Below are 19,383 nucleotides of genomic sequence, written 5' to 3'. Positions count from 1 at the left end.
CATGAACGCCCCGCGCATCCGTCCGGCCGCGCCGGCAGACTTTGCCCGGCTGGCCGAAATCGAACGCGCCGCCGCCGCCCGCTTCGACCCGCAAGACCTGCCGCCGGCGCTGGCCGGCGACACGCTGCCCCGCGACGAACTGGCCGCCGCCTGCGCGGCCGGCCTCCTGTGGGCGGCGGCCGACGCCGACGGCGTGCACGGCTTCCTGTTGGCGCGCCGCCACGGCGACAGCCTGCACCTGCAGGAAATGGACGTCTGCCCCAAGCATCAGGGCCGGGGCCTGGGCTCGGCGCTGATCGCGCACGCGGAAACCGCCGCGCGCCGGCAGGGCCTGCGCCGCCTGACGCTGACCACCTTCGAACACCTGGCCTGGAACGCGCCCTACTACCACAAACGCGGTTTCCTGACCCTAGACCCCGCCGACAGCCCGCCCTTCCTGCTGGCCCTGTTGCGCGCCGAGGCCGAGCACGGCCTCAGGCGGCGCGTGGCGATGCAGAAACCGCTGCTTTAAGGTGTCCGACAACACCGCAAGATCGGTCAGGCGCGCGGCGGCGCGGCCGCGCTAGACTGGCGGCGCCAAGGAGGAAAGCATGCAGCACGACACCGCCAGCCCGCGCCTGGACAAGGCGCTGGCCTATATCGACGCCCATCTGGACGCCGACCTGAGCCTGGAACGGCTCAGCCGAGTGACCGCCTGCTCGCGCTTCCATTTCCACCGCCTGTTCCGCGCCCGCTTCGGCCTCAGCCTGCATCAATACGTGCGGCTCTGCCGGCTGCGCCGCGCCGGAGAGCGGCTGGCCTTCCGCCGCTGCGCCGTGCTGGACATCGCGCTGGACAGCGGCTACCGCAGCCCGGAGGCCTTTGCCCGCGCTTTCCGGCAGGCGACGGGCCAAACGCCGTCCGCCTTTAGGCGGCGGCCGCGCTGGCGGCCTTGGCATCAGCACTTCCACGCCCTATCCCAACTGAGGAGCCGTTCCATGCCATCCCGCCAAATCCCGCTCGCCGTCGACATCGTCGACTTCCCCGCCACCCCGATCGCCCTGCTGGAACACCGCGGCGACCCCGCGCTCTTGGGAGACAGCCTGCGCGACTTCATCGCCTGGCGGCGGGAACACCGCCTGCCGCCCAGCGCCGCCGCCACCTACAACCTGCTGTACGCCGATCCGGACGACTGCGCGCCGGCGGACTACCGCTTCGGCCTCTGCGCCGCTTTCGACGGCGACATCGCCGCCAACCGCCAAGGGGTGCGCGCCGCGCTGATTCCCGCCGGACGCTGCGCCCGGCTGCGCCACATCGGCTCCGACGACGCGCTGGCCGCCCTCGCGCGCCGCCTGTACGCGGAATGGCTGCCCGCCAGCGGCGAAACCCCGCGCGATGACCCGCTGTTTCTCCAGCGCGTGCGTTTCTACCCGGACGTGGCGGAAAACGAAGCCGTCTGCGATTTGTTTCTGCCGCTGCAAACGCCTGCGCCGAAAATCGGATCCGCCGCGCCGTTAAAATAATAAGGATCAGGATATTCCAAAAACATTCCCTCAAGCGCCTTTTGTCGGCTTTGGGTAAACTAGAGCGCGTTAAATGCAGGGGTAATGCACGATGCGCGCTCGTTTTCTGACTCGAATAAAAAAATGGATCATCAGCGTATTCAATCCGCCCTACCAATTGGTATTGTGCGACAGAATGCTCAAGAAGAACTCCAAGGAATATCTCTATCTGTTCAAGCTTTACGGCAGCCACGACTTCGTCAAGCTGTCCCACGCGGACATCCTGGCCAGCAATCAGCTCCTGTCCGCCATCCGGCCGCGAGATCTGATAAAAATCGCGTTATTGGAAAACCATAGGAAAGAAGAAGAAAAGCGCTGCAAAGTGGAGGAAGAACTGCGCGGCAATCAATACCGGATTCATCTGCACGGCAATAGCGAAACCTTTTCCGGCGAAAGCATCTGTCGAAACATCGATTATTTCGCCGACCTGGCCCCGCAGGAAGTCTGCAAGATCGCCTACGCCACCGGCTTTCAGAAAGGCCGCGCCGTCTCCGGCCACATCAGCCGCGCGGCAGCCGAGGCCCGCCGCCAGGACACGCCGGCGACGGACGGCTCGGGCAAGGTGCTGGCCCTCCGGCGGGCCCGGCCGCGCTAAGAGCCTGTTCATAGTCTGCTGCGCGTCGGCGATACGGCGTTGAAAACAGGCGCTAAATCATCACGGTCTGGCTACGGAAGCCGGCCGCGTCGAACTCCAGCAGCTTGTAGCCGCGCGCGTCCACGGTGTCCAGCGCCGCCGTGCCCTTGCGCCACTGGAAACAGCTGGCCGGACAGACTTCCAGCGCCACGCCGCGCGCCTCCAGCCGGTAATCCCCATGCGCGTGGCCGCACAACAGCACTTGCAAACGCGGCGTCTCCGCCATCAATTCCCAAAACCGCTCCGTGTCCTGCAACATGCAGCTGTCCAATAGCGGCGTGCCCACCGCCGCCGGATGATGATGCAACAGCACGGCGCAGCGCTTGCCGGCGGCGTCCGCCCCGGCCAGCCGTTGCCGGAAGGCGGCGGCGGCGCGCTCGTCGATATGGCCGTCGTCCGTGCCCGGCCGCACCGAATCCAGCGCCAACAACAGCCAGTCCTCCGTTTCCAGGCGCTCCAGCGGCCGCATGAAAGGGTAGCGGCCCAGCACCTCGGCCGCCAAGGACGCGGCGTCGTGATTGCCGGCCAGCCAGTACACCGGCAGGCCCGTTCTTTCCAGCCGCTGCGCGAAGCGCTCATAGGAAGCCGCGCTCTCATCCTGAGAAATGTCCCCGGTGACCAGAACGGCGTCCAGCTCCGCCGCATGCCGCCGCTCCAGCTGGCTCAGCACCCGGTCGAACTCGCGATAAGTGTCGTAGCCCATCAACTGCCCGCCGGCCTCGGCGAACAGATGCGTGTCGGATATCTGCGCGGCCCTCATCGTCCTTCCTCCATCGCGTATTTGTTTCTCTTGACGTCTTCGCCGTCCTCCTTGAACACCGCCAGGGGGTTGTAGGACACGTTCCAGTCGAAGTAATCGGTCTTTTCTATCCGCTTCACCACGCCCACCAGGTAATAGCCCACCGGCAGCAAGGCGATGGAAACGAACACCTTGTAAGACCAGGTGGTGGCGATGATGTTGAGCAGTTCCTGCCCGCTATAGCGCGACGACAGGCTGATGGGATAGGCCGTGGTCAGCAGCACCGCCTGGGCCAGCATGGACGCGATCACATAGCGGATGAAAAAGAAGCGGCCGGCGAAAAAAACCTTCATCCGCGACACGACGAAGCCATTGCAAAAATAAGAGGCCGGCACCGAGATCCAGGTGCCCACCATCACCCGCCAAAATTCGTTGAACAAGAGGTAGTACTGCTTGGAAATCTCGTTATTATCCGGCTGCAGCAAGGCGAAGCCATTGATGATCAGAACGAAAAAGGTCTGGCACGCCACCAGAATCCACACCGTGCGTCCGCCCAGCTTATAGCCGTACACCTCGGTGGACACCGTGGACAATAGATAGCAAAGCGAAAACACGATGCCGCTGGCGGTGATCTTCAAGCCGTAAATATCCAGCGTCTTGTACACCAGCGAATCGCAGACCACCATGATGGTCACCGACAAACCCACAATCAATCCGTAAACTCTGAACTGTTCCACACCTTCATCCTGCGCTAAAAGTCTTAATCGCCTTGACCGCCACGCCAAGCACCTTGAAATCCCGGCACACCAAAGGCTGCAAATCGTGCATCAAGGAAATGCTTGAAAACAGACAATGCTCGCCGTCGATGAACACCCGCCGGAAACAAGGCTGCTGGCCGGCCATGCTGACCAAGACCACATCGCCGTCCGCCGGGCGCTCCTGCCGGGCCACGATGAAAACGCTGCCCTGGGAAAAACCGGGAAACAGCGAATCATTGTTCAACAACACCGCAAACGCGTCCGCGGCGTCGAAACCGGCGGCATCCACAAAATACCGTTCCGGCTCGATAATCATTCCGTCAAAAAATAGGGTCAGTTCGGTGAATTTGATCAAGGGCACCGCCATGGCCGCGGGGCTGTCGCCGGCCTCGCGTCCCAGATCGCTCTCCACGAAATCGCTGAGCCTGACATCGAAAAACCGGGCCAGCTCCATCAAGGTCAGCAAGGTGGGATTGCCCACGCCGCGCTTGATATTGTTGATCGTCGCCACGCCCAGGCCTATCGCCTCGCTTAATTGCGCGGCGTCGACGCCGGCGCGCCCCATCAGACACGTCAGGTTTTTCGACGCCTTGCTCAACAAAGCGCCATTCTCGGCCTCTTCTTTCCACACCGCCCTGCTCATTCAGCCCTCCATGCAAGTCGAATCCGTTTCGATTCCATTTTTAATTTCACGTCCAAACATGCACGCCCATTTTAAACGCAAGCGCCAAACCCGGCGCAAGCATCAAACGATATTGTTTTTATCAGACTATCTTTTGTAATTCCGGCACTACTCTTTTAAACAAAAAGACAATATAATAATTTTGCAACACTATATCATTCGGGGCAGGCGCAAGATACTCGCGAACCATAAATTTAAAAGAAGAAAAATATTAATAAGAACAATCAACGCGACGCAAAAGCCCGCCACGACGCAATGCAGAGGAAAGCGCTTAAATGAGAATTTCAGAAGATGAATTCGCGCTGGACGTGATTGACGGCGAACCCGCCATCATTACCCAGTCCAGCGTGCTTGGACAGCCGGGCAGCGAATGGGAAGGCTCCCCGGTATTCAAGAAAACCTATTTGCTGGAGCTGATCAGCCGCAGCCTGGAACACGAGATCATCCAGCCCGAAGACATCCAAAGCCTGATCCGGACCGCGAAAAAGCCCTGATCGCGCCGGCCGCGCCCCTGTTCTCCCGTCCCGGGCTTGGGTACACTGAGCCGTTGCAATACAATGGCGTATCGATCGCCGCGCAACCATTCCATCGCCCTCCCGGCGCACACGGAAGGCGGCGCAACACCACAGGCTCACACATGCCCCATCTGACACTGGAGTACAGCGGCAATCTGGCCGGCTTCGCCGCCGCGGACGCGCTGCTGGACATCAACCGCGCGCTGCTGGCCAGCGGCCACTTCGAAGAAGCCGACATCAAGAGCCGCGCCGTGGCGCTGGACGCCTGCCGCATCGGCGTCCACGATCTGCCGCGCGGCTTCGTCCACGCCAAACTGGCCATACTCAGCGGGCGCAGCCCCGAGGAAAAACAGCGTCTGTCCGAACTGAGTCTGCAGGCGCTGGCCGACAGCGCGGCGCTGCCGCCGGGCATGGAAGTGCAATTGTGCGTGGAAATCCAGGAAATAGACCGCGCCAGCTACCGCAAACGCCTCATCGCCCGTTAACGGAGAAACATCCCATGACCGCGCTCAAACTCGCATCCCGCGGCCTGATGGCCGCCGCCCTGCTCGCCGGCCTGGCCGGCGCCGCCCACGCCGCCGACGACATCGACCGCGTCAATCTGGAAGGCACGCTGGGACAGGAACGCATAGGCATGAGCCTGCTGGTGAAGGACGGCAAAACCTTCAGCGGCGGCCACTACTTCTACGGCCGCTATCTGAAGGACATCCCGCTGCGCGGCAAGCTGCAAGGCGAGATCCTGCAACTCAGCGAACCGGGCGGCGGCGTGTTCAAGCTGCGCTTCAAAGGCAACGGCAGCGCCGACGGCCAGCCGCTGAGCTTCGACAACAGCGTGGGCCTGGACGGCGACTGGACGCTGAAGGCCAAGACCCTGCCGGTGGCGCTGACCATGGGCGATATGGCGCCGGCCTCCGAAGGCCGCTGGTATCAGGACGTCACCGAAGAAAGCGACGCCGCCTTCGAAGCCAAAGTCCAAGGCTTCCAGCGCGCCGCTTTGGCCGGCGAAGCCCAGCAGGCCAGCCGCTACGTGCACTTTCCGCTCCGGATCAACCACAAGGGCGGCAGCCGCCAGATCGCCAATGCCCGCCAGCTGCAAAGCGAGTGGAGCGCCATTTTCACTCCCGCCTATCTGGAACAGCTGAAGCAGCCGATGGCGCACAATCTGTTCGTGCGCAACGGCCAGGCGATGCTGGGCAGCGGCGTGGCCTGGTTCGACGCCAAGGGCGCGGCGGCGCTGAACCTGCCGGACTGAAACCGACGCGCCAAACCAACAGGGCGGCCAAAGCCGCCCTGTTTTCATTGGAGCCCGCGCGCTATTGCGAAAAAGCGGCGAAGCGCCCGGAAAAATGCTTTGGCGGAGGGAAAGCCAGGTCGCCCGTCTTGCTGGTCCGCAGACCCAGGGCGACGAGCGACTCCGCCAACGCCACCGCCGCGCCCACTCCTTCCACAACCGGCAGGCCGATCGCATCTCCGATACGGGGAGCCAGATCCGCCATCCCGGCGCACCCCAGCACAATGGCGCCGACGCCATCCTCGTCTCGGGCCCTGCGCGCCTCCTCGACGATGAGCCGGTAAGCGATATCGGGCTCTCGCTCCAGATCCAGCACCGGCACCTCGGCGGCGCGCACCCGCCGGCAAAGATGGGCATAGCCGTAGCTATGCAATAAATGCTCGGCGATCACGCACGTTCGGCCCAATGTGGTGACCACCGAAAAACGCGTGGCGATCAAGGACGCCATCTGAAAAGCGGCCTGCGCGATCCCCACCACCGGAGCGCGCGCCAGTTCCCGCGCCGCGTTCAAACCGGGGTCGCCAAAACAAGCCAGCACGTAAGCGTCGTAGCCTTGCCGCGCGCCCTCCCTGATCTCCTCGCACACCCCGATCACACTGACCGCCTCGTCGAAATGCGACTCGATCGACACCGGTCCATCCTCTGGATTCCTGGCCACGATCAAAGTGTCAGGCCTGGCCGCCCGCACCGCCGCCAAACGGATACGCTCGGTCATATCCGCGGTCGTATTAGGATTAATCACGCAAATCTTCATGAGCACGCTCCATGCGCAAACGCCATTTATCGGCCGCTGCGCCGCTTGGCGATACCATGCAACACCGCCTTCAAATCCGGCCCGCCGGCGCTCTCTTCCTCAAACCGACAGTTGCCCTCCACGGCGTCGAGGTGACGCCGCATCCATTCCACCGCCTCATCCGCCTGTCCGTTCTCCATCAGTTCGAGAATCTGCTGATGATCGGCATGGCGGCATGAACCGGCAATCGGCGCGCCGTAGCGGGCAATGATCAAAGAGCTGCGCACAATCAATTCATGCAGGATATCGGTCAATAATTGATTCCCGGCGATGGACAATAGCCGCAGATGAAAGGCGCCGGACCACGTAATGGCCGCCGACCGGTTCTGCTCGTGCTGGGCCTTGCACTCTTGCCGCAGCGCGTCCGCCAGCGCGGACAGATCTTCCTTGCGCAAATTGGCCATGGCCAGCGGCAAAGCGCCGCACTCGATCAACCTTCTGGCGGCGAAAACATCACGCGACTCCTGCACCGTCGGCTCCGCCACCGAAGCCCCTCTATTCGGACGCAAATCAACCAGCCTCGCAATCGACAGGCGCTGCAAGGCCTTGCGCACCCCTGCGCGACTGACGCCAAACGCCTCCGCCAGCGCATCCTCCGGCAATTTAGTGCCCGGCGGCAACTGCGCCTCGTAAATGGCCGTCAGCAAATGCTCGTAGACCAACGCATCCTTGGCGCCGACCTCGTCCAAAGCCGCGTCCTCCTCCTTGCTGCGCTCCGACACCCTCCCCTCCCTTTCCCTGTCCCATCCGCGGCGCAAAACGGCGCCGACCATCAAAACAACAAAAATTGTTCACAATCCACAATAATATTGTACACAACAAAAAACGCAAAATACAATGCGCCATCAGTATCCAACAAGAAAAAACCATTAAAATCAGCGGATTGGCATGTGGTTTGCTGCAGAGATGTTTTGTTAGGCCATGGACAGCCATCGAGCCTTGCAAAACCCTAGTAAATCATCCTTTATTTTGTATACGAAAACAAAAAAATCGTAGACAAAAAAGGAGCGACTCACCCCCACCAGGAGTCACCCTATGTCAGAGCAACACCCCGCCCGCTATAGCGACCGGCTATACAACGAAGATCTCGGACCTCTCAAGCAGCAGAACTGGAACTGGTACAACATCTTCGCCTTCTGGATGTCGGACGTGCATAGCGTTGGAGGCTATGTGTTTGCCGGCAGCCTGTTCGCTCTAGGCCTCAATGTCTGGCAGGTTCTGCTCTCCCTGCTGATCGGCATCTGCCTGGTCAACCTATTCTGCAACCTGGTGGCCAAACCCAGCCAGCAAGCCGGCATCCCTTACCCCGTGGTCTGTCGCATGTCTTTCGGCGTATACGGCGCAAACGTGCCCGCCGTCATCCGCGGACTGATCGCCGTGGCATGGTATGGCATCCAGACCTTCCTGGCTTCCAGCGCGCTCAACATCATACTGCTGCGCTTCTTCCCTCAGCTCGCAGACCTTGCCCACGGCAGTCTGCTGGGCTTGTCCTACCTTGGCTGGCTGGGATTCATGATCATGTGGACGCTGCAGGCCATCGTGTTCTGGCATGGCATGGAGTCCATCCGAAAATTCATCGATTGGGCCGGCCCCGCGGTATACGCCGTCATGCTGCTGCTCGCGGCGTGGGTCGTCTGGCGGGCGGGCCCCGCCAATATCAGCCCCACGCTGAGCGAAACCAGCCATCAGGGCCTCCTCGCCCTGGGTCAGATGGCGATCGCCACCGCCCTGGTGGTCTCCTATTTTTCCAGCCCCATGCTCAACTTTGGCGATTTTTCCCGTTACGGCAAAACGTTCAAAGAGGTCAAACGCGGCAATTTCTGGGGCCTGCCGGTCAACTTCCTGGCCTTTTCCATCGTCACCGTGGTCATCACCTCCGGAACCCTGACCGTATTCGGCCGCATGATCACCGACCCCATCGAAACCGTCAGCAAGATCGACAATACGCTGGCCGCCGTGCTGGGAGGCTTCACTTTCGTCACCGCCACGATTGGCATCAACATCGTGGCCAATTTCGTTTCCGCGGCTTTCGACTTTTCCAATGTCGCCCCCAAGCACATCAGTTGGCGGACCGGCGGTTTCATCGCGGCTTTCGCCTCGATTTTCATCACGCCCTGGAATCTGTTCAACTCCCCTCAGGTCATCCACTATACGCTGGACGTGCTGGCTGCTTTTATCGGTCCCTTGTTCGGCATCCTGATTGCCGATTTCTACCTCATCCGTCATCGCGTCATCCACGTCGACGACCTCTACAGCAATCAGCCCGAAGGCCGTTACTGGTATCAAAACGGCGTCAATCCCAAAGCCCTTTACGCCTTGGCCCCTTCCGTGCTCATTGGCCTGATCATTACCTTCAGCTCATGGGAAACGCTTGCCAACTTCAATTGGTTCATCGGCTGCGGGCTGGGCTTATCGACCTACTACCTGCTGATGAGGCGGCACGACAAGACGCTTGCCCTGGTCGCGCCGGACGCCGTCGCCAGCCAGCCATAACAGACCAGCACCCGATTCAGAGCAGCAAACAAAACCTCATGGATAAGCCGAGCCCCAGCGCGCCGACGCAGACGACCTTGTAGCAGCGCAGCTAACACGACGTTTCCGCGAAGCTACAGTCCCGTCGTACGACAAGGGGGCGCATCGCAGGATCAGGGGGTTTTGTGAGCGGGTCTAAGCTGAACGGTGATCAACCCAAGGCAAGGCGGGCAAAACACGGATCTAAAGACCGAGAACAAAACCAAAGGGCGGCCACGGCCGCCCTTTATTCATGGCGAAACAATCCTGCATCAAAATATGCTGCATTGCAGCATAAAACGCTTTATGCTGAAGACTGCCCGCCCGCAACCGGAGCCCGCCATGACCGCCGAACTCTCCGATCCGCCCCGCCTCCGCCTCAACGAACATCCGCAACGCCGGCAACTCAACCGCGAAGCCCACGCCAGGCCCGCGCTGCAGATCGCCTCCGACAACCGCGTCAGCTATCTGGCCTATCTGCACCGTCACATCAGCCGCGAACAGGAAAACTGGTTATGCCGGGAACTGGCGCTGCAACTGGGACAGCCGGCGCCCGACGTCGGGACCGGCCAGTTTCAGCTGGACGCCGCGTTTGGCCGCGTGCGCTGGGAACGGCACGGGGAATTTTCCAGCTTCACCATCCTCGCCCACGGCGCGGAAACCAGCCCCTTCGCCCAACCCGCGCTGCAAGCGCTGCCGGCGGCCTGGCTGCCGCTGCTGCCCGGCAATGTGCTGGTGGCCGCCCACGCCGCGCTGTTGCCGCCCGGCGCGCTGCCGCTGCGCATCGAGGATCTGGCCGCTCAGTGCTTCAACGGCCACGATCTGGCGGGCGCGGAGATAGGCGACGGCGCCGGCCGCGCCTACACCGATTTCCGCATCCACCCGGACGGCTTCTCCCGCTATCTGCTGGCGGACCTCTATATGGGCCGCCGCCAGGCCGGCCGCATGTTGCAGCGCCTGCTGGAGCTGGAAACCTACCGCATGCTGGCCCTGTTGGCGCTGCCGGTGGCCAAGAGCATCGCCCCGGAGCTGGCCAAGGCGGACGAGGAGCTGGCCGAGCTCACCGGTGCCATGAGCGGCGCCGGCGCCGACAGCGAGCCCCAACTGCTGCACCGCTTGACCGAGCTCGCGGGCGCGACGGAAAACGCGCTGTCCCGCACCGATCATCGCTTCAACGCCTCCCTCGCCTATTACGACATTGTCCGCAGCCGCGTCGCCGAGCTGCGCGAACGCCGGATTCACGGCCTGCAGCCCTTCCAGCAATTCATGCAACGCCGCCTGGCGCCGGCCATGGACACCTGCCGCGCCGTGGCCGCGCGCCAGCGCGAACTGGCGGCGCGGGTCAACCGCGCCACCGCGTTGCTGCGCACCCGCGTGGACATCCGCCGCGAACGGCAGAACCAGGCGCTGCTCACCTCGATGGAGCGCCGCGCCGCCATGCAGCTGCACCTGCAGCAAACCGTGGAAGGGCTGTCCATCGCCGCCATCACCTATTACAGCGCCGGCCTGATCGGCTATCTGCTCAAAGGCGCCAAGGCCGCCGGCCTGCCGCTCAACGTGGAGCTGGCCACCGCCGCCGCGGTGCCGCTGCTGGCGCTGGCCATCGCCCTGGGCCTGCGCCGTACGCGCTCCGCGCTGCGGCGCCACGGCGAGGCGTCCGGCGCGCCGAGCGGCTGAAACCTGCCCATTCAGGCAGCCGGGCCGCGGCCCCATCGGCTATACCGAATCCATAGCCGCGGCCCCGCCGCCGCGAACTTTGCCGGCGCGGGCCCAGTCAGAAAAACGCCGCCCGCGCTCCAGCCCGACGGACAGAACCCACTGTCCGCGGCCGCGCCGGCCAAAGGAGAAACCGATGAACGACACCTTATGCGCAGCCGCGCAGTCCGCCTTCCCCCTCAGCCCCAGCCTGGCCGCCTCCTTGCGGCAATTGGACGCCTACCAGGCCAATCTGAACATCGAGCAGATCCGGCTGTTTCACGATTCGCTGCAACTCGGCCCGGACGATTTGCAGCCCTTCCGCCAATTCAGCGACGAACGCTACCGCCGCAACCAAATCTACCTCAGCCCCTGGTGCGAACTCTTGCTGCTCTGTTGGCGCAGCACCCAGCGCAGCCGCATCCACAACCACCGCGGCAGCCTGTGCGGCTTGCGCGTGCTGCAAGGCGCCGCCACCGAAACCGTGTTCGAACGCACCGATCACGGCCTGGTGTACGCGGTGGAGTCCCACCGCCTGGAAAGCGGCAGCCTGACCGTCAACAGCCATCTGGACATCCACCAGATCTCCAACCTCCAGCCCTACGGCGAAGACTTGGTCACCCTGCATCTGTATTCGCCGCCGCTGCGCAAAATGGAACTGTTCAGCCTGGAATCCTCCCAAGTGGAGCGCCCCGGCGACTCCATCAGCTGGGTCTACGAAATCTGAAGCCGCGACGGCCGGCCTTCTGGCCGCCTCGCGCCGCCGGCCCTACAATACAAATCTCCTTACGCAACAGGCTCAACCATGTCCTCCGCCCTCGCCGCCGAGCTGTTCGCCGACTTGCTCACCCACTTTCCCTGGCTGGACCGCGCCCAGCCGCCGTGGCATTGGCTTGGCCGGCTGCCCGACAGCCTGGCGCGGCAAAACGCCTTGCTGGACCCGGCGCACTGGGCGGTGGACGGCGACATCGCCATCCACCGCAGCGCCTCGATCGAAGCCGGCGCCGTCCTCAAAGGCCCGCTGCTGATCGGCCCCAATTGCCGCATCGCCGCCCACGCCTATCTGCGCGGCGGCGTGGCGCTGGCCAACGACGTGACGGTGGGACCGGGCTGCGAACTCAAAACCTGCGTCATCGGCCCTTACTCGCGGCTGGCCCATTTCAACTTCGTCGGCGATTCCGTGCTGGGCGCGGACATCAATATGGAGGCCGGCGCCGTCATCGCCAACCACTGGAACGAGCGCCGCGACAAGACCATCACGCTGCGCTGCCGCCAGCAGGCCTGGACCCTGCCCACGCAGAAATTCGGCGCCCTGGTGGGCGACCACAGCCGCATCGGCGCCAACGCCGTGCTGTCTCCCGGCACCTTGCTGCCGCCGCACGCGGTGGTGGCGCGCCTGGAATTGGTGGAGCAAGACCCGGAGCTGGACTGAGTCCAAGACCGCACCGCCCTTCACATCCCGCGGCGGCCGAACCGGCCTGCGACGTCTCCGACCGGCGGCCGGCCTTTATTCGGCTAGCCGAACGCCAAGAGGAGGCGGGCCTTGGAGCCGGTTCAAAGTCTCGCGAGCACAAGCGAGACAAGGCGAAAACCGCTGAGGAGAAAGCGGAATCCACACCTGGCGCATGAGCATTTTTAAGCGGGTTTCAACGCCGTAAGGAAGCGCTGCTGTCATCGCTAAGCCTCTTGGCGTTTCCATTATTTCATTGACAATCAAACCACCGGAAAATCAATGAAAGAACAATTTCGTCTTCCATAAAAGCCAAGAAAACACCGCTCTCTCTATTCACATCAAACAAGCCGCCGTCCTTTAAAACCTGGGACGATCAAACCGCCAAAACACGGCGGGATCAAATAGACGGAAAACCGCCACGCCGCAATTAACCTCCAAGCATCCACAACGAAAAAACCAATAAATACAGTCATCTTTAAAACAAAATGCCGCGTTAAAATAATCGGCATTATTCACAAAAACCACCCCCATCCAGAAACTTACCGCATAAGGTTCAGTCACTGCTGATAGCTGCGCGGCTATGGATCCAAATGTCAACCACCCTCATTCATATAAGGGAAAGAGAACATGCGCCTAGCTATTATTCCAAGTCTGCTGATCGGGGTTTCTTTATTTGGCTGTAATGAAGACGATGCGCAAAAACAGCTGGCCGGACAGGCCGCCGGCTATGCCGCCGTCGCCAATGCCTGGCCGTTCAACGCCGTCGCGCCGCGCAATGATCTAAGCGGCGCCTTTGAGGGCGAGGTGTCCGTCGCCCAAAGCCAGATCATGCCGGCCGGCTCCGGCGTTCCCGGAGACAGCCAGCCGCATTTGGTGGCAGGACGCCAAGCCTTGCTGATGCTGCGCCCGATTTCCGCCATCAGCGCCGACAAGCCGCTGCAAGTCGCCGTCAAGGACAAGAGCGGCGCCACGCTGGGCACGCTGTCGCTGAATCCGCCCGACAAACAGCCCAAGACGGCGTATTTCGTCGACGGCGCGCCGGTAGGCGGCATTGACTTCACGCCGCCGTCAGGCGCTCAAACCACCATCAGCAGCAACGCCGATCTGGCCAAGCTCGACGACCCCAACGGCGCCTTCCTGCGCGGCAAGCTCGGCGCCAACGCCATGGTGAATATCCAGACCGCGGACGGCAGCTGGGTCAAGACCGCCTATCTGCCCGCCGACGCCTCCTTCGAAGGCAAGATGATCCGCTTCCAGTCCCAGGCCGGTTACGGCTCCACGGTGCGCTACAGCTCGCGCGCGGTGGACGTCAGCCGCGGCGACACCCTGCTGTTCAAATACGTCAACGGCCAATGGTTCCGCCAAGGAGAGCTGGACAACAACCGGATCGTCTACGCGCAAAACCTTTGGAGCGCCGTCCTGCCGGCCGCCTGGGTAAAGCCGGGCATGTCCCTGCAGTTCAGCCACGCGGCGAAATCCGGCACCCTGGCCAAGCTTGAAGTGGGCCCGGCCACCCAGCTGCTGATCAACACCATAGACATCGGCATGCTGGTGGAGCCGCGCCGGGCTTTCGCCTTCGCCAACGATCCCGGCGCGCATCGCGAGTACCTGCAAACCGTTCCGCTCAATCAACTGCTGGTGGCCCAGTACGAACCCGTCCATCTGAAAGAAGTGATGCTGCCGGACGGCAGCCGGCTGACTCAACAAGACCCCAGCGAGGGCGGCTGGCATACCGGCACCATGCGGGAGGACATCGGCAAGGAACTGATTTCCACCGGCATCAATTACGCCAATTACGGCGTCAACAGCACGGCCGGCCGCGGGGCGGACTTCCCCTTGACCGCCGCCTTGCTGACCGCGCACAACAGCCAGGGCCGATACGCCAACGGCGTGCAAGTGCACGGCGGCTCCGGCGGCGGCGGCGTGGTCACGCTGGACGCGTCCCTGGGCAACGAGTTCAGCCACGAAGTGGGCCACAACTACGGTCTGGGCCATTATGTCGGCGGTTTCGACGGTTCGGTTCACCGTCCCGCCGGGGCCATCAACTCCAGCTGGGGCTGGGATGCGGACCTCAAGCGCTTCCTTCCCAACTTCAGCGGCGTCGTCAGCAATCAAGACACTTGCATGCCGGAAGGCAAACCCTGCCAAACGCCCTTCGCCGGCCGCAGTTACGGCCTGGACGCCATGGCCGGCGGCAGCCCGATGAGCGCCGTCAACCGCTTCACACTGTATACGCCCTATGTGGCCAAGCGGATTCAGCAGTTCCTGGAGAGCAAGCCGGTGTTCGACCCCGCCTCGGCCACCGGCTTCAGCCTGTGGAACGCGTCCAGCCAAAGCATGCAGCCCTACCCTCACCGGATCGCGCCGGACACGGCGACCGTGCCGCTGGAAAAACTGAGCGAGGCCTATCTCGCCGAGGCGATAGGCAAGGCCGACCGCGCGCTGATCAAGATGGAAGACGGCTATTGGACACGGGAGGTCAAGGCGCCGGCGGCCAGCGCCGCCAACAAGGGCAAGCTCATCACCATAGACAACCGCGCCACCTACGCCACCAGCCTGCTAGCGCCCGGCCAGACGTTTACGATAACGGGCCGCAGCGGGGACAATCACTTCGTGTCCGACGGCCGGCTGTGGGTCAAGACGCAGTCCATCGAAACCGACCGCAAGCCGCAGCGCTTTGGCGTGCCGGTCACCACCTTGCTGGGGTATTACGACCCGGAGATGAAACTCACCTCCTATATTTACCCGGCCCTGCGCGGCGCTTACGGCTATAGCTACCCGGATGACGGCGCGTCGGCGTCCTCCGCGCAATGCCAGTTGCAAGTCGACACCGCCAGCGGGCAGCTGAAGTTCAAACTGCAAAGCACGCGCGTCAACGGCGAGGTGATGAACAAATTCCACGTCAACGTGCCCAGCGCCTTGCAGCCGCAAAACGCGAAAGTGGTTTGCGGCGGAAAAACGCTGGCCAGCAAGGCAGTTCCCGCGGCGAGCGGCGCTTTGCGCTACACGATCAACGGCGTGTTGCAGTAAGGCTCTCCCCGCCTAAGCGCCTGGCGAGCAAGAGCGGTTTTCAACGCTCGTCCATCCACCCCGCCGACGCGCGGCAGGCCATGAACCGGTTCTTAGGCTGAAACAATGCGGCGGCCCCATTCAACGGGGCCGCCGCATTGTTTTTCTCGCCGGCAAGCGCTCAATCGCGTCAGCGCGGCTTTTCAAACAGCATTCTGACCGCCAGGCCGCCCAAGACCGTGCCCATGATCCAGCGCTGGGCCACGCCCCAGGCCGGTTTCCGGACCAGAAGCGCGGCCATGGCGCCGGCGCTCAGCACGATCAAGGCGTTGACGCTGACTCTGATCAGGATTTGCGTGAACCCGAGCAATAGCGATTGGGACAACACGTCGCCGCCCGCCTTGGACAGAAACTGCGGCAACAGGGCCAGATACATCACGGCGATTTTCGGATTCAGCAGATTGGTCAGAAAACCCATCATGAACAGCTTGCGGTCGCTGTCCGGCGCCAGCTCGCGCAGCTGGAAGGGCGAGCTGCCGCCGGGTTTGAGCGCTTGCCACGCCAGATACAGCAGATACGCCGCGCCGCCCAAGCGCAAGGCGTCGTAGGCATAGGGGATGGCCAGCAGCAAGGTGGTGATGCCCAGCGCCGCGCACAACATGTAGAACACAAAGCCCAGCGCCACGCCGGACAAGGAGATCAGCCCGGCCCGCTTGCCCTGGCAAATGGAGCGCGAGATCAGATACATCATATTCGGCCCCGGGGTGGCCACCATGCCCAAGGAGACCAGCGCAAAGGCCAGCAGATTCGAGTATTCCGGCATCGTCGTTCCCAAATGAAATCAAGCCGCCATTGCGCGGCTACAACACTACACCAGCGCTTGTGGCAGGCTGACCTCGGGATTCTGCTCCCTGACGAAATCCACCACCGCGCAGAAGAAGGGCGAGGGCCGCCGCCAGAACAGCGGGCGGATGCGAGAATCGAGCAGCACCAAGCCACCACGCGGATGGGCGTCGGCTTTCAGCCACAGACGATCCACCGCCCCTCTATTGCCCTGGCCATGCGTCAGAAAACGGATGGCATCAATAGCGGCAACATCAACCTCGCGCCAGCGATATTCTGTTTCCACACCCACATAAGCGATCTTGCGGCCAACCCAATCCAGCCGCACCCGCTGCAGAAACACGCTACAGCCGATAAGAAAAGCCATGAGATTGATGCCCAGCAGCAGCACGCCGCTCCCGGTCAAATCCTGATGCATGCTGCCATGCGGGTCATGGTACTGGAGCCAGCTCATCACGCAGGATACCGCCAACACTATGAGCTGGAGGCGGAATACGATGCGAAAACCCGTCAGCAGGGTTTGAGTGCAAGGGCGTTGATCTGTCATCGCTCAAAGTTACAATTGCAGAATATCCATGCTAGGCCATCACAACCGCCGAACCCGGCCGGCATGACGACGCGGGCCGCACATGATGCCCTAATTCCGCCCCGACCTTCAATCCGCCCGCAAACCGCAGGTGGAAGGGCGGCAGCCCGGGCCAGGCGCGCAGGGTCCAGCGAAGCAAGAGATGCGCCTAGCTTGAGCACAACAATAAATGACAATGCTCTGATCAAGCTGTTCAAAGCCGACGCGGAACTGGCCGCTGGCCGGGCACAGGCGATGAAAGCGCTCATCTGTAAAAGTTCTGATTTGAACTGACAATCGGGCGCCGTCAAAACAGAAGGCTGCCAGATCAAGTCTGAACTTCTACAACTTGCCCCACAGAACCCACTAAATTTGACGCCTGCGCCCCAACCTTAAACGGCCAACCCCTGTCGTTCCCCAATCCATTAGTCCCAACAAAAACAATCCGTCCCGCCATCAGCTTGACGCCCCAACCCCGCCTCAGTACCCTTTGTGTCGCGCAGCGCCCAATAACGCCGCGCAGGGTTTGGAAGCCCAAAAATCCTAGATCGCAGACTCGTTTGTGTCAGCTTTGGCACAACTACGTCTGCTGCCACGCTGTGCCCATTCGGACAGGCCGTGGCAGGGAGTTCCTCGTGAACTACCGGTCTTTGATCTAGGATACCGGTCTTCCAACCTTGTCACGCGCCTGTCCAAGTCTCGCCGGACAGGTTTCCAACGCTGACTTGGAGACCGCAATGACCTCTCCCTCGACTCTCGCCAAACCGCCCCCCACCATTCACCAGGAACAACTGCGCCTGCTGTCCCAAACCCTGGACGCTTGCGCGCTGGCCTTGAACTGCCTCTCCCAATTGCGCGCCACCTTGGCCGCGATCCAAGCCCAAACCACTCCCCCCTCCCATCAACATCTATTAGCTCGCCTCTCCGTCGACGTACTGGACCACTACGCTGCCCAGTTGCAGCAGATCAACACCGCGGCCCAAAGCGAGTATCTGGCATGGGGGACGACATGAAACCCAGCTTGATGCATTTGCATAGGGATTTGCTGCTGGGCAACACCAGCAGCGTGGCGCTGACGAAACAGGCGCTCCACGCCATTGCCTGCCATCAGCAAGCCGGCGGCGCGGCTTTTACCCAAGTCAACGCCAAAACCGCCCTGGCCGTTGCCCGGCAACTTGACGCCGCCCGGCTCTACCCCACCCCGCTGGCCGGCCTTCCCCTCGTCATCAGCGATGGTTTCGACGTTCAAGGCCAAGTCACTTGCGCCGGCTCCGTGGTGCTGAAATCCAACCCGCCCGCCAGCCAGGACGCAGCCGTGGTCGCAACCCTGCGCGCAGCCGGAGCGGTACTGCTGGCGCGCACCAATATGAGCGAGTTCTCTTACTCCAGCCTGGGCCTGAACCCTCACTACGGCACCCCGCTGAACCCCGGCGATCCAACGCGCGTGGCGGGCGGCTCCAGTTCCGGCGCGGCGGTCAGCGTGGCCCTGGGCATGAGCGCGGCCGCGCTGGTGTCAGACAGCAGCGGCTCCGCGCGCATTCCCGCCGCCTTCTGCGGCCTGGTCGGCTTCAAGGCCACGGCAAAACAGATGCCGCTGCAAGGCTGCCTGTCCTTATCGCCCTCGCTGGACTCCGTAGGAATGTTGGCGCGTTCGGTCTCTTGTTGCTCAGTCCTGAGCGCCGTGCTCAGCGGAGGCTGGATGCCCACCCATATCCGCAACAGCCAGCCCCCGGGAATCAAAAGATGCCAGCTCTATGTCACCGAGGACTATCTCGCGGAGCAACTGGACCCCGAGGTGGCCCAAGCGTTCGACAAGGCGCTGACGCGCTTGTCCAAAGCCGGTGCCCGCATCATTCGCTTCGACTTTCCCGAACTCAGGCAGATTGCTGAAATGAACGCTCAGGGCGGGCAAATCGCAGCCGAAGCTTGGCGCTGGCACCATGCGCGGCTGGAAGAGGCAGACTGCCGCCACATTGATCCGCGCATTGCCCAACTCATCCGGCAAGGGGCAAATCAGAGCGCCGTGGATTATCAAGACCTGCTTGAGCAACGCCGCACGCTGCAAGCCGTCGCCGCGCAACGGCTCTCCATGGCCGACGCCTGGCTCATACCCACTGTGGCGATCCTGCCGCCCACGCTGGCTCAGCTGGAGAACGATGACGCCTATACCCGCTTGAATCGCCTGGTGCAGCGCAATAGCGCCGTCGTCAATCTGCTGGACGGCTGCGCCGTCAGCCTGCCCCTATCCCCCCAAATCGGCCTGAGCGTCTGCGGGCTGCACGGCCGCGACACCCATATTCTGAAATTGGCGGCCGGTATTGAAGCCACGCTGGCGCAGCCGGAAGGAGAATGAT

General features: G+C 62.5%; 20 protein-coding genes. 13 read left to right on the top strand and 7 right to left on the bottom strand.

Features of this window, described 5'->3' with window-relative positions; all coding sequences use genetic code 11:
- The first annotated feature begins 1 nt into the window (after position 1).
- From ACODRW_RS05575 to ACODRW_RS05565, 3 genes are all read left to right on the top strand, one after another.
- Positions 2 to 511 carry a GNAT family N-acetyltransferase gene (locus tag ACODRW_RS05575; RefSeq protein ID WP_488905328.1) on the top strand — a complete coding sequence of 170 codons (510 nt, stop codon included), beginning with the start codon at positions 2 to 4 and terminating at the stop codon, positions 509 to 511.
- Between the two features lie 79 nt (positions 512 to 590).
- Positions 591 to 1,502: an AraC family transcriptional regulator gene (locus ACODRW_RS05570; protein ID WP_227107566.1), complete on the top strand. Its 912-nt coding sequence runs from the start codon at positions 591 to 593 to the stop codon at positions 1,500 to 1,502.
- A gap of 91 nt (positions 1,503 to 1,593) precedes the next feature.
- Entirely contained in the window at positions 1,594 to 2,136 is a 543-nt protein-coding gene (locus tag ACODRW_RS05565) for a hypothetical protein (protein ID WP_488905327.1), read from the top strand.
- A gap of 52 nt (positions 2,137 to 2,188) precedes the next feature.
- On the opposite strand, the gene ACODRW_RS05560 is transcribed toward ACODRW_RS05565, so the two are convergent.
- The 3 genes from ACODRW_RS05560 to ACODRW_RS05550 are packed head-to-tail and all read right to left on the bottom strand — an operon-like array spanning position 2,189 to position 4,315.
- Positions 2,189 to 2,935 (bottom strand): metallophosphoesterase, encoded by a 747-nt coding sequence (locus tag ACODRW_RS05560; protein WP_488905326.1) that lies wholly within the window; start codon positions 2,933 to 2,935, stop codon positions 2,189 to 2,191.
- Positions 2,932 to 3,651: a VUT family protein gene (locus tag ACODRW_RS05555; protein WP_199225913.1), complete on the bottom strand. Its 720-nt coding sequence runs from the start codon at positions 3,649 to 3,651 to the stop codon at positions 2,932 to 2,934. The genes ACODRW_RS05560 and ACODRW_RS05555 overlap by 4 nt, the downstream gene beginning before the upstream one ends.
- Positions 3,652 to 3,655: 4 nt before the next feature.
- A complete protein-coding gene (locus tag ACODRW_RS05550; RefSeq protein ID WP_107800285.1) occupies positions 3,656 to 4,315 on the bottom strand; it encodes a helix-turn-helix domain-containing protein in 660 nt (219 codons plus the stop codon).
- Positions 4,316 to 4,629: 314 nt separating this feature from the next.
- On the opposite strand from ACODRW_RS05550, the gene ACODRW_RS05545 reads away from it, so the two are divergent.
- The 3 genes from ACODRW_RS05545 to ACODRW_RS05535 all read left to right on the top strand — a co-directional run bounded on the left by ACODRW_RS05545 (position 4,630) and on the right by ACODRW_RS05535 (position 6,121).
- Complete coding sequence (locus ACODRW_RS05545; protein ID WP_107800286.1) at positions 4,630 to 4,848, top strand: hypothetical protein; 219 nt, start codon at positions 4,630 to 4,632, stop codon at positions 4,846 to 4,848.
- A 143-nt stretch (positions 4,849 to 4,991) separates the two neighbouring features.
- Entirely contained in the window at positions 4,992 to 5,354 is a 363-nt protein-coding gene (locus ACODRW_RS05540) for a 5-carboxymethyl-2-hydroxymuconate Delta-isomerase (RefSeq protein WP_235089461.1), read from the top strand.
- 14 nt (positions 5,355 to 5,368) lie between these two features.
- A complete protein-coding gene (locus ACODRW_RS05535) occupies positions 5,369 to 6,121 on the top strand; it encodes a hypothetical protein (RefSeq protein WP_486636849.1) in 753 nt (250 codons plus the stop codon).
- 61 nt (positions 6,122 to 6,182) lie between these two features.
- Here ACODRW_RS05535 and ACODRW_RS05530 read toward each other — a convergent pair whose 3' ends face one another.
- Together ACODRW_RS05530 and ACODRW_RS05525 are read right to left on the bottom strand one after the other, a co-directional pair.
- Complete coding sequence (locus ACODRW_RS05530; RefSeq protein ID WP_227107562.1) at positions 6,183 to 6,914, bottom strand: aspartate/glutamate racemase family protein; 732 nt, start codon at positions 6,912 to 6,914, stop codon at positions 6,183 to 6,185.
- A gap of 26 nt (positions 6,915 to 6,940) precedes the next feature.
- Positions 6,941 to 7,726 carry a GntR family transcriptional regulator gene (locus ACODRW_RS05525; protein WP_488905375.1) on the bottom strand — a complete coding sequence of 262 codons (786 nt, stop codon included), beginning with the start codon at positions 7,724 to 7,726 and terminating at the stop codon, positions 6,941 to 6,943.
- 262 nt (positions 7,727 to 7,988) lie between these two features.
- On the opposite strand from ACODRW_RS05525, the gene ACODRW_RS05520 reads away from it, so the two are divergent.
- The 5 genes from ACODRW_RS05520 (at position 7,989) to ACODRW_RS05500 (ending at position 15,642) form a co-directional block, all read left to right on the top strand.
- Positions 7,989 to 9,446 (top strand): NCS1 family nucleobase:cation symporter-1, encoded by a 1,458-nt coding sequence (locus ACODRW_RS05520; RefSeq protein ID WP_488905325.1) that lies wholly within the window; start codon positions 7,989 to 7,991, stop codon positions 9,444 to 9,446.
- Positions 9,447 to 9,806: 360 nt separating this feature from the next.
- Positions 9,807 to 11,141 (top strand): DUF3422 family protein, encoded by a 1,335-nt coding sequence (locus ACODRW_RS05515; protein WP_253314101.1) that lies wholly within the window; start codon positions 9,807 to 9,809, stop codon positions 11,139 to 11,141.
- A 175-nt stretch (positions 11,142 to 11,316) separates the two neighbouring features.
- Positions 11,317 to 11,886, top strand: a complete 570-nt coding sequence (locus ACODRW_RS05510; protein ID WP_107800292.1) for a cysteine dioxygenase — start codon at positions 11,317 to 11,319, stop codon at positions 11,884 to 11,886.
- Positions 11,887 to 11,964: 78 nt separating this feature from the next.
- Positions 11,965 to 12,591 carry an LbetaH domain-containing protein gene (locus ACODRW_RS05505; RefSeq protein ID WP_107800293.1) on the top strand — a complete coding sequence of 209 codons (627 nt, stop codon included), beginning with the start codon at positions 11,965 to 11,967 and terminating at the stop codon, positions 12,589 to 12,591.
- A gap of 648 nt (positions 12,592 to 13,239) precedes the next feature.
- Complete coding sequence (locus ACODRW_RS05500) at positions 13,240 to 15,642, top strand: M66 family metalloprotease (RefSeq protein ID WP_488905324.1); 2,403 nt, start codon at positions 13,240 to 13,242, stop codon at positions 15,640 to 15,642.
- 169 nt (positions 15,643 to 15,811) lie between these two features.
- On the opposite strand, the gene ACODRW_RS05495 is transcribed toward ACODRW_RS05500, so the two are convergent.
- Positions 15,812 to 16,444, bottom strand: coding sequence for a LysE family translocator (locus tag ACODRW_RS05495; RefSeq protein ID WP_488905323.1), 633 nt, complete (start codon positions 16,442 to 16,444; stop codon positions 15,812 to 15,814).
- Between the two features lie 45 nt (positions 16,445 to 16,489).
- The gene (locus ACODRW_RS05490) at positions 16,490 to 17,011 is read right to left on the bottom strand and encodes a hypothetical protein (protein WP_488905322.1); all 522 of its coding nucleotides are present in this window, start codon (positions 17,009 to 17,011) and stop codon (positions 16,490 to 16,492) included.
- A 755-nt stretch (positions 17,012 to 17,766) separates the two neighbouring features.
- On the opposite strand from ACODRW_RS05490, the gene ACODRW_RS05485 reads away from it, so the two are divergent.
- Complete coding sequence (locus tag ACODRW_RS05485) at positions 17,767 to 18,042, top strand: hypothetical protein (RefSeq protein ID WP_253314098.1); 276 nt, start codon at positions 17,767 to 17,769, stop codon at positions 18,040 to 18,042.
- Positions 18,039 to 19,382 (top strand): amidase, encoded by a 1,344-nt coding sequence (locus ACODRW_RS05480; RefSeq protein ID WP_488905321.1) that lies wholly within the window; start codon positions 18,039 to 18,041, stop codon positions 19,380 to 19,382. Before ACODRW_RS05485 ends, ACODRW_RS05480 begins: the two co-directional genes overlap by 4 nt.
- Position 19,383: the final 1 nt, after the last annotated feature.

This window comes from Chromobacterium sp. FG89, assembly GCF_057808735.1.
Note: the sequence above shows the minus strand (reverse complement) of the source record. Positions and strands in the feature narration are given on the sequence as shown.

Bases quoted from the DNA above. Each gene is read 5' to 3' on its own strand.
- ACODRW_RS05575 (WP_488905328.1), top strand. From the start codon at position 2: ATGAACGCCCCGCGCATCCGTCCGGCCGCGCCGGCAGACTTTGCCCGG.
- ACODRW_RS05570 (WP_227107566.1), top strand. From the start codon at position 591: ATGCAGCACGACACCGCCAGCCCGCGCCTGGACAAGGCGCTGGCCTAT.
- ACODRW_RS05565 (WP_488905327.1), top strand. From the start codon at position 1,594: ATGCGCGCTCGTTTTCTGACTCGAATAAAAAAATGGATCATCAGCGTA.
- ACODRW_RS05560 (WP_488905326.1), bottom strand. From the start codon at position 2,935: ATGAGGGCCGCGCAGATATCCGACACGCATCTGTTCGCCGAGGCCGGC.
- ACODRW_RS05550 (WP_107800285.1), bottom strand. From the start codon at position 4,315: ATGAGCAGGGCGGTGTGGAAAGAAGAGGCCGAGAATGGCGCTTTGTTG.
- ACODRW_RS05545 (WP_107800286.1), top strand. From the start codon at position 4,630: ATGAGAATTTCAGAAGATGAATTCGCGCTGGACGTGATTGACGGCGAA.
- ACODRW_RS05540 (WP_235089461.1), top strand. From the start codon at position 4,992: ATGCCCCATCTGACACTGGAGTACAGCGGCAATCTGGCCGGCTTCGCC.
- ACODRW_RS05535 (WP_486636849.1), top strand. From the start codon at position 5,369: ATGACCGCGCTCAAACTCGCATCCCGCGGCCTGATGGCCGCCGCCCTG.
- ACODRW_RS05530 (WP_227107562.1), bottom strand. From the start codon at position 6,914: ATGAAGATTTGCGTGATTAATCCTAATACGACCGCGGATATGACCGAG.
- ACODRW_RS05525 (WP_488905375.1), bottom strand. From the start codon at position 7,726: ATGGTCGGCGCCGTTTTGCGCCGCGGATGGGACAGGGAAAGGGAGGGG.
- ACODRW_RS05520 (WP_488905325.1), top strand. From the start codon at position 7,989: ATGTCAGAGCAACACCCCGCCCGCTATAGCGACCGGCTATACAACGAA.
- ACODRW_RS05515 (WP_253314101.1), top strand. From the start codon at position 9,807: ATGACCGCCGAACTCTCCGATCCGCCCCGCCTCCGCCTCAACGAACAT.
- ACODRW_RS05510 (WP_107800292.1), top strand. From the start codon at position 11,317: ATGAACGACACCTTATGCGCAGCCGCGCAGTCCGCCTTCCCCCTCAGC.
- ACODRW_RS05505 (WP_107800293.1), top strand. From the start codon at position 11,965: ATGTCCTCCGCCCTCGCCGCCGAGCTGTTCGCCGACTTGCTCACCCAC.
- ACODRW_RS05500 (WP_488905324.1), top strand. From the start codon at position 13,240: ATGCGCCTAGCTATTATTCCAAGTCTGCTGATCGGGGTTTCTTTATTT.
- ACODRW_RS05495 (WP_488905323.1), bottom strand. From the start codon at position 16,444: ATGCCGGAATACTCGAATCTGCTGGCCTTTGCGCTGGTCTCCTTGGGC.
- ACODRW_RS05490 (WP_488905322.1), bottom strand. From the start codon at position 17,011: ATGACAGATCAACGCCCTTGCACTCAAACCCTGCTGACGGGTTTTCGC.
- ACODRW_RS05485 (WP_253314098.1), top strand. From the start codon at position 17,767: ATGACCTCTCCCTCGACTCTCGCCAAACCGCCCCCCACCATTCACCAG.
- ACODRW_RS05480 (WP_488905321.1), top strand. From the start codon at position 18,039: ATGAAACCCAGCTTGATGCATTTGCATAGGGATTTGCTGCTGGGCAAC.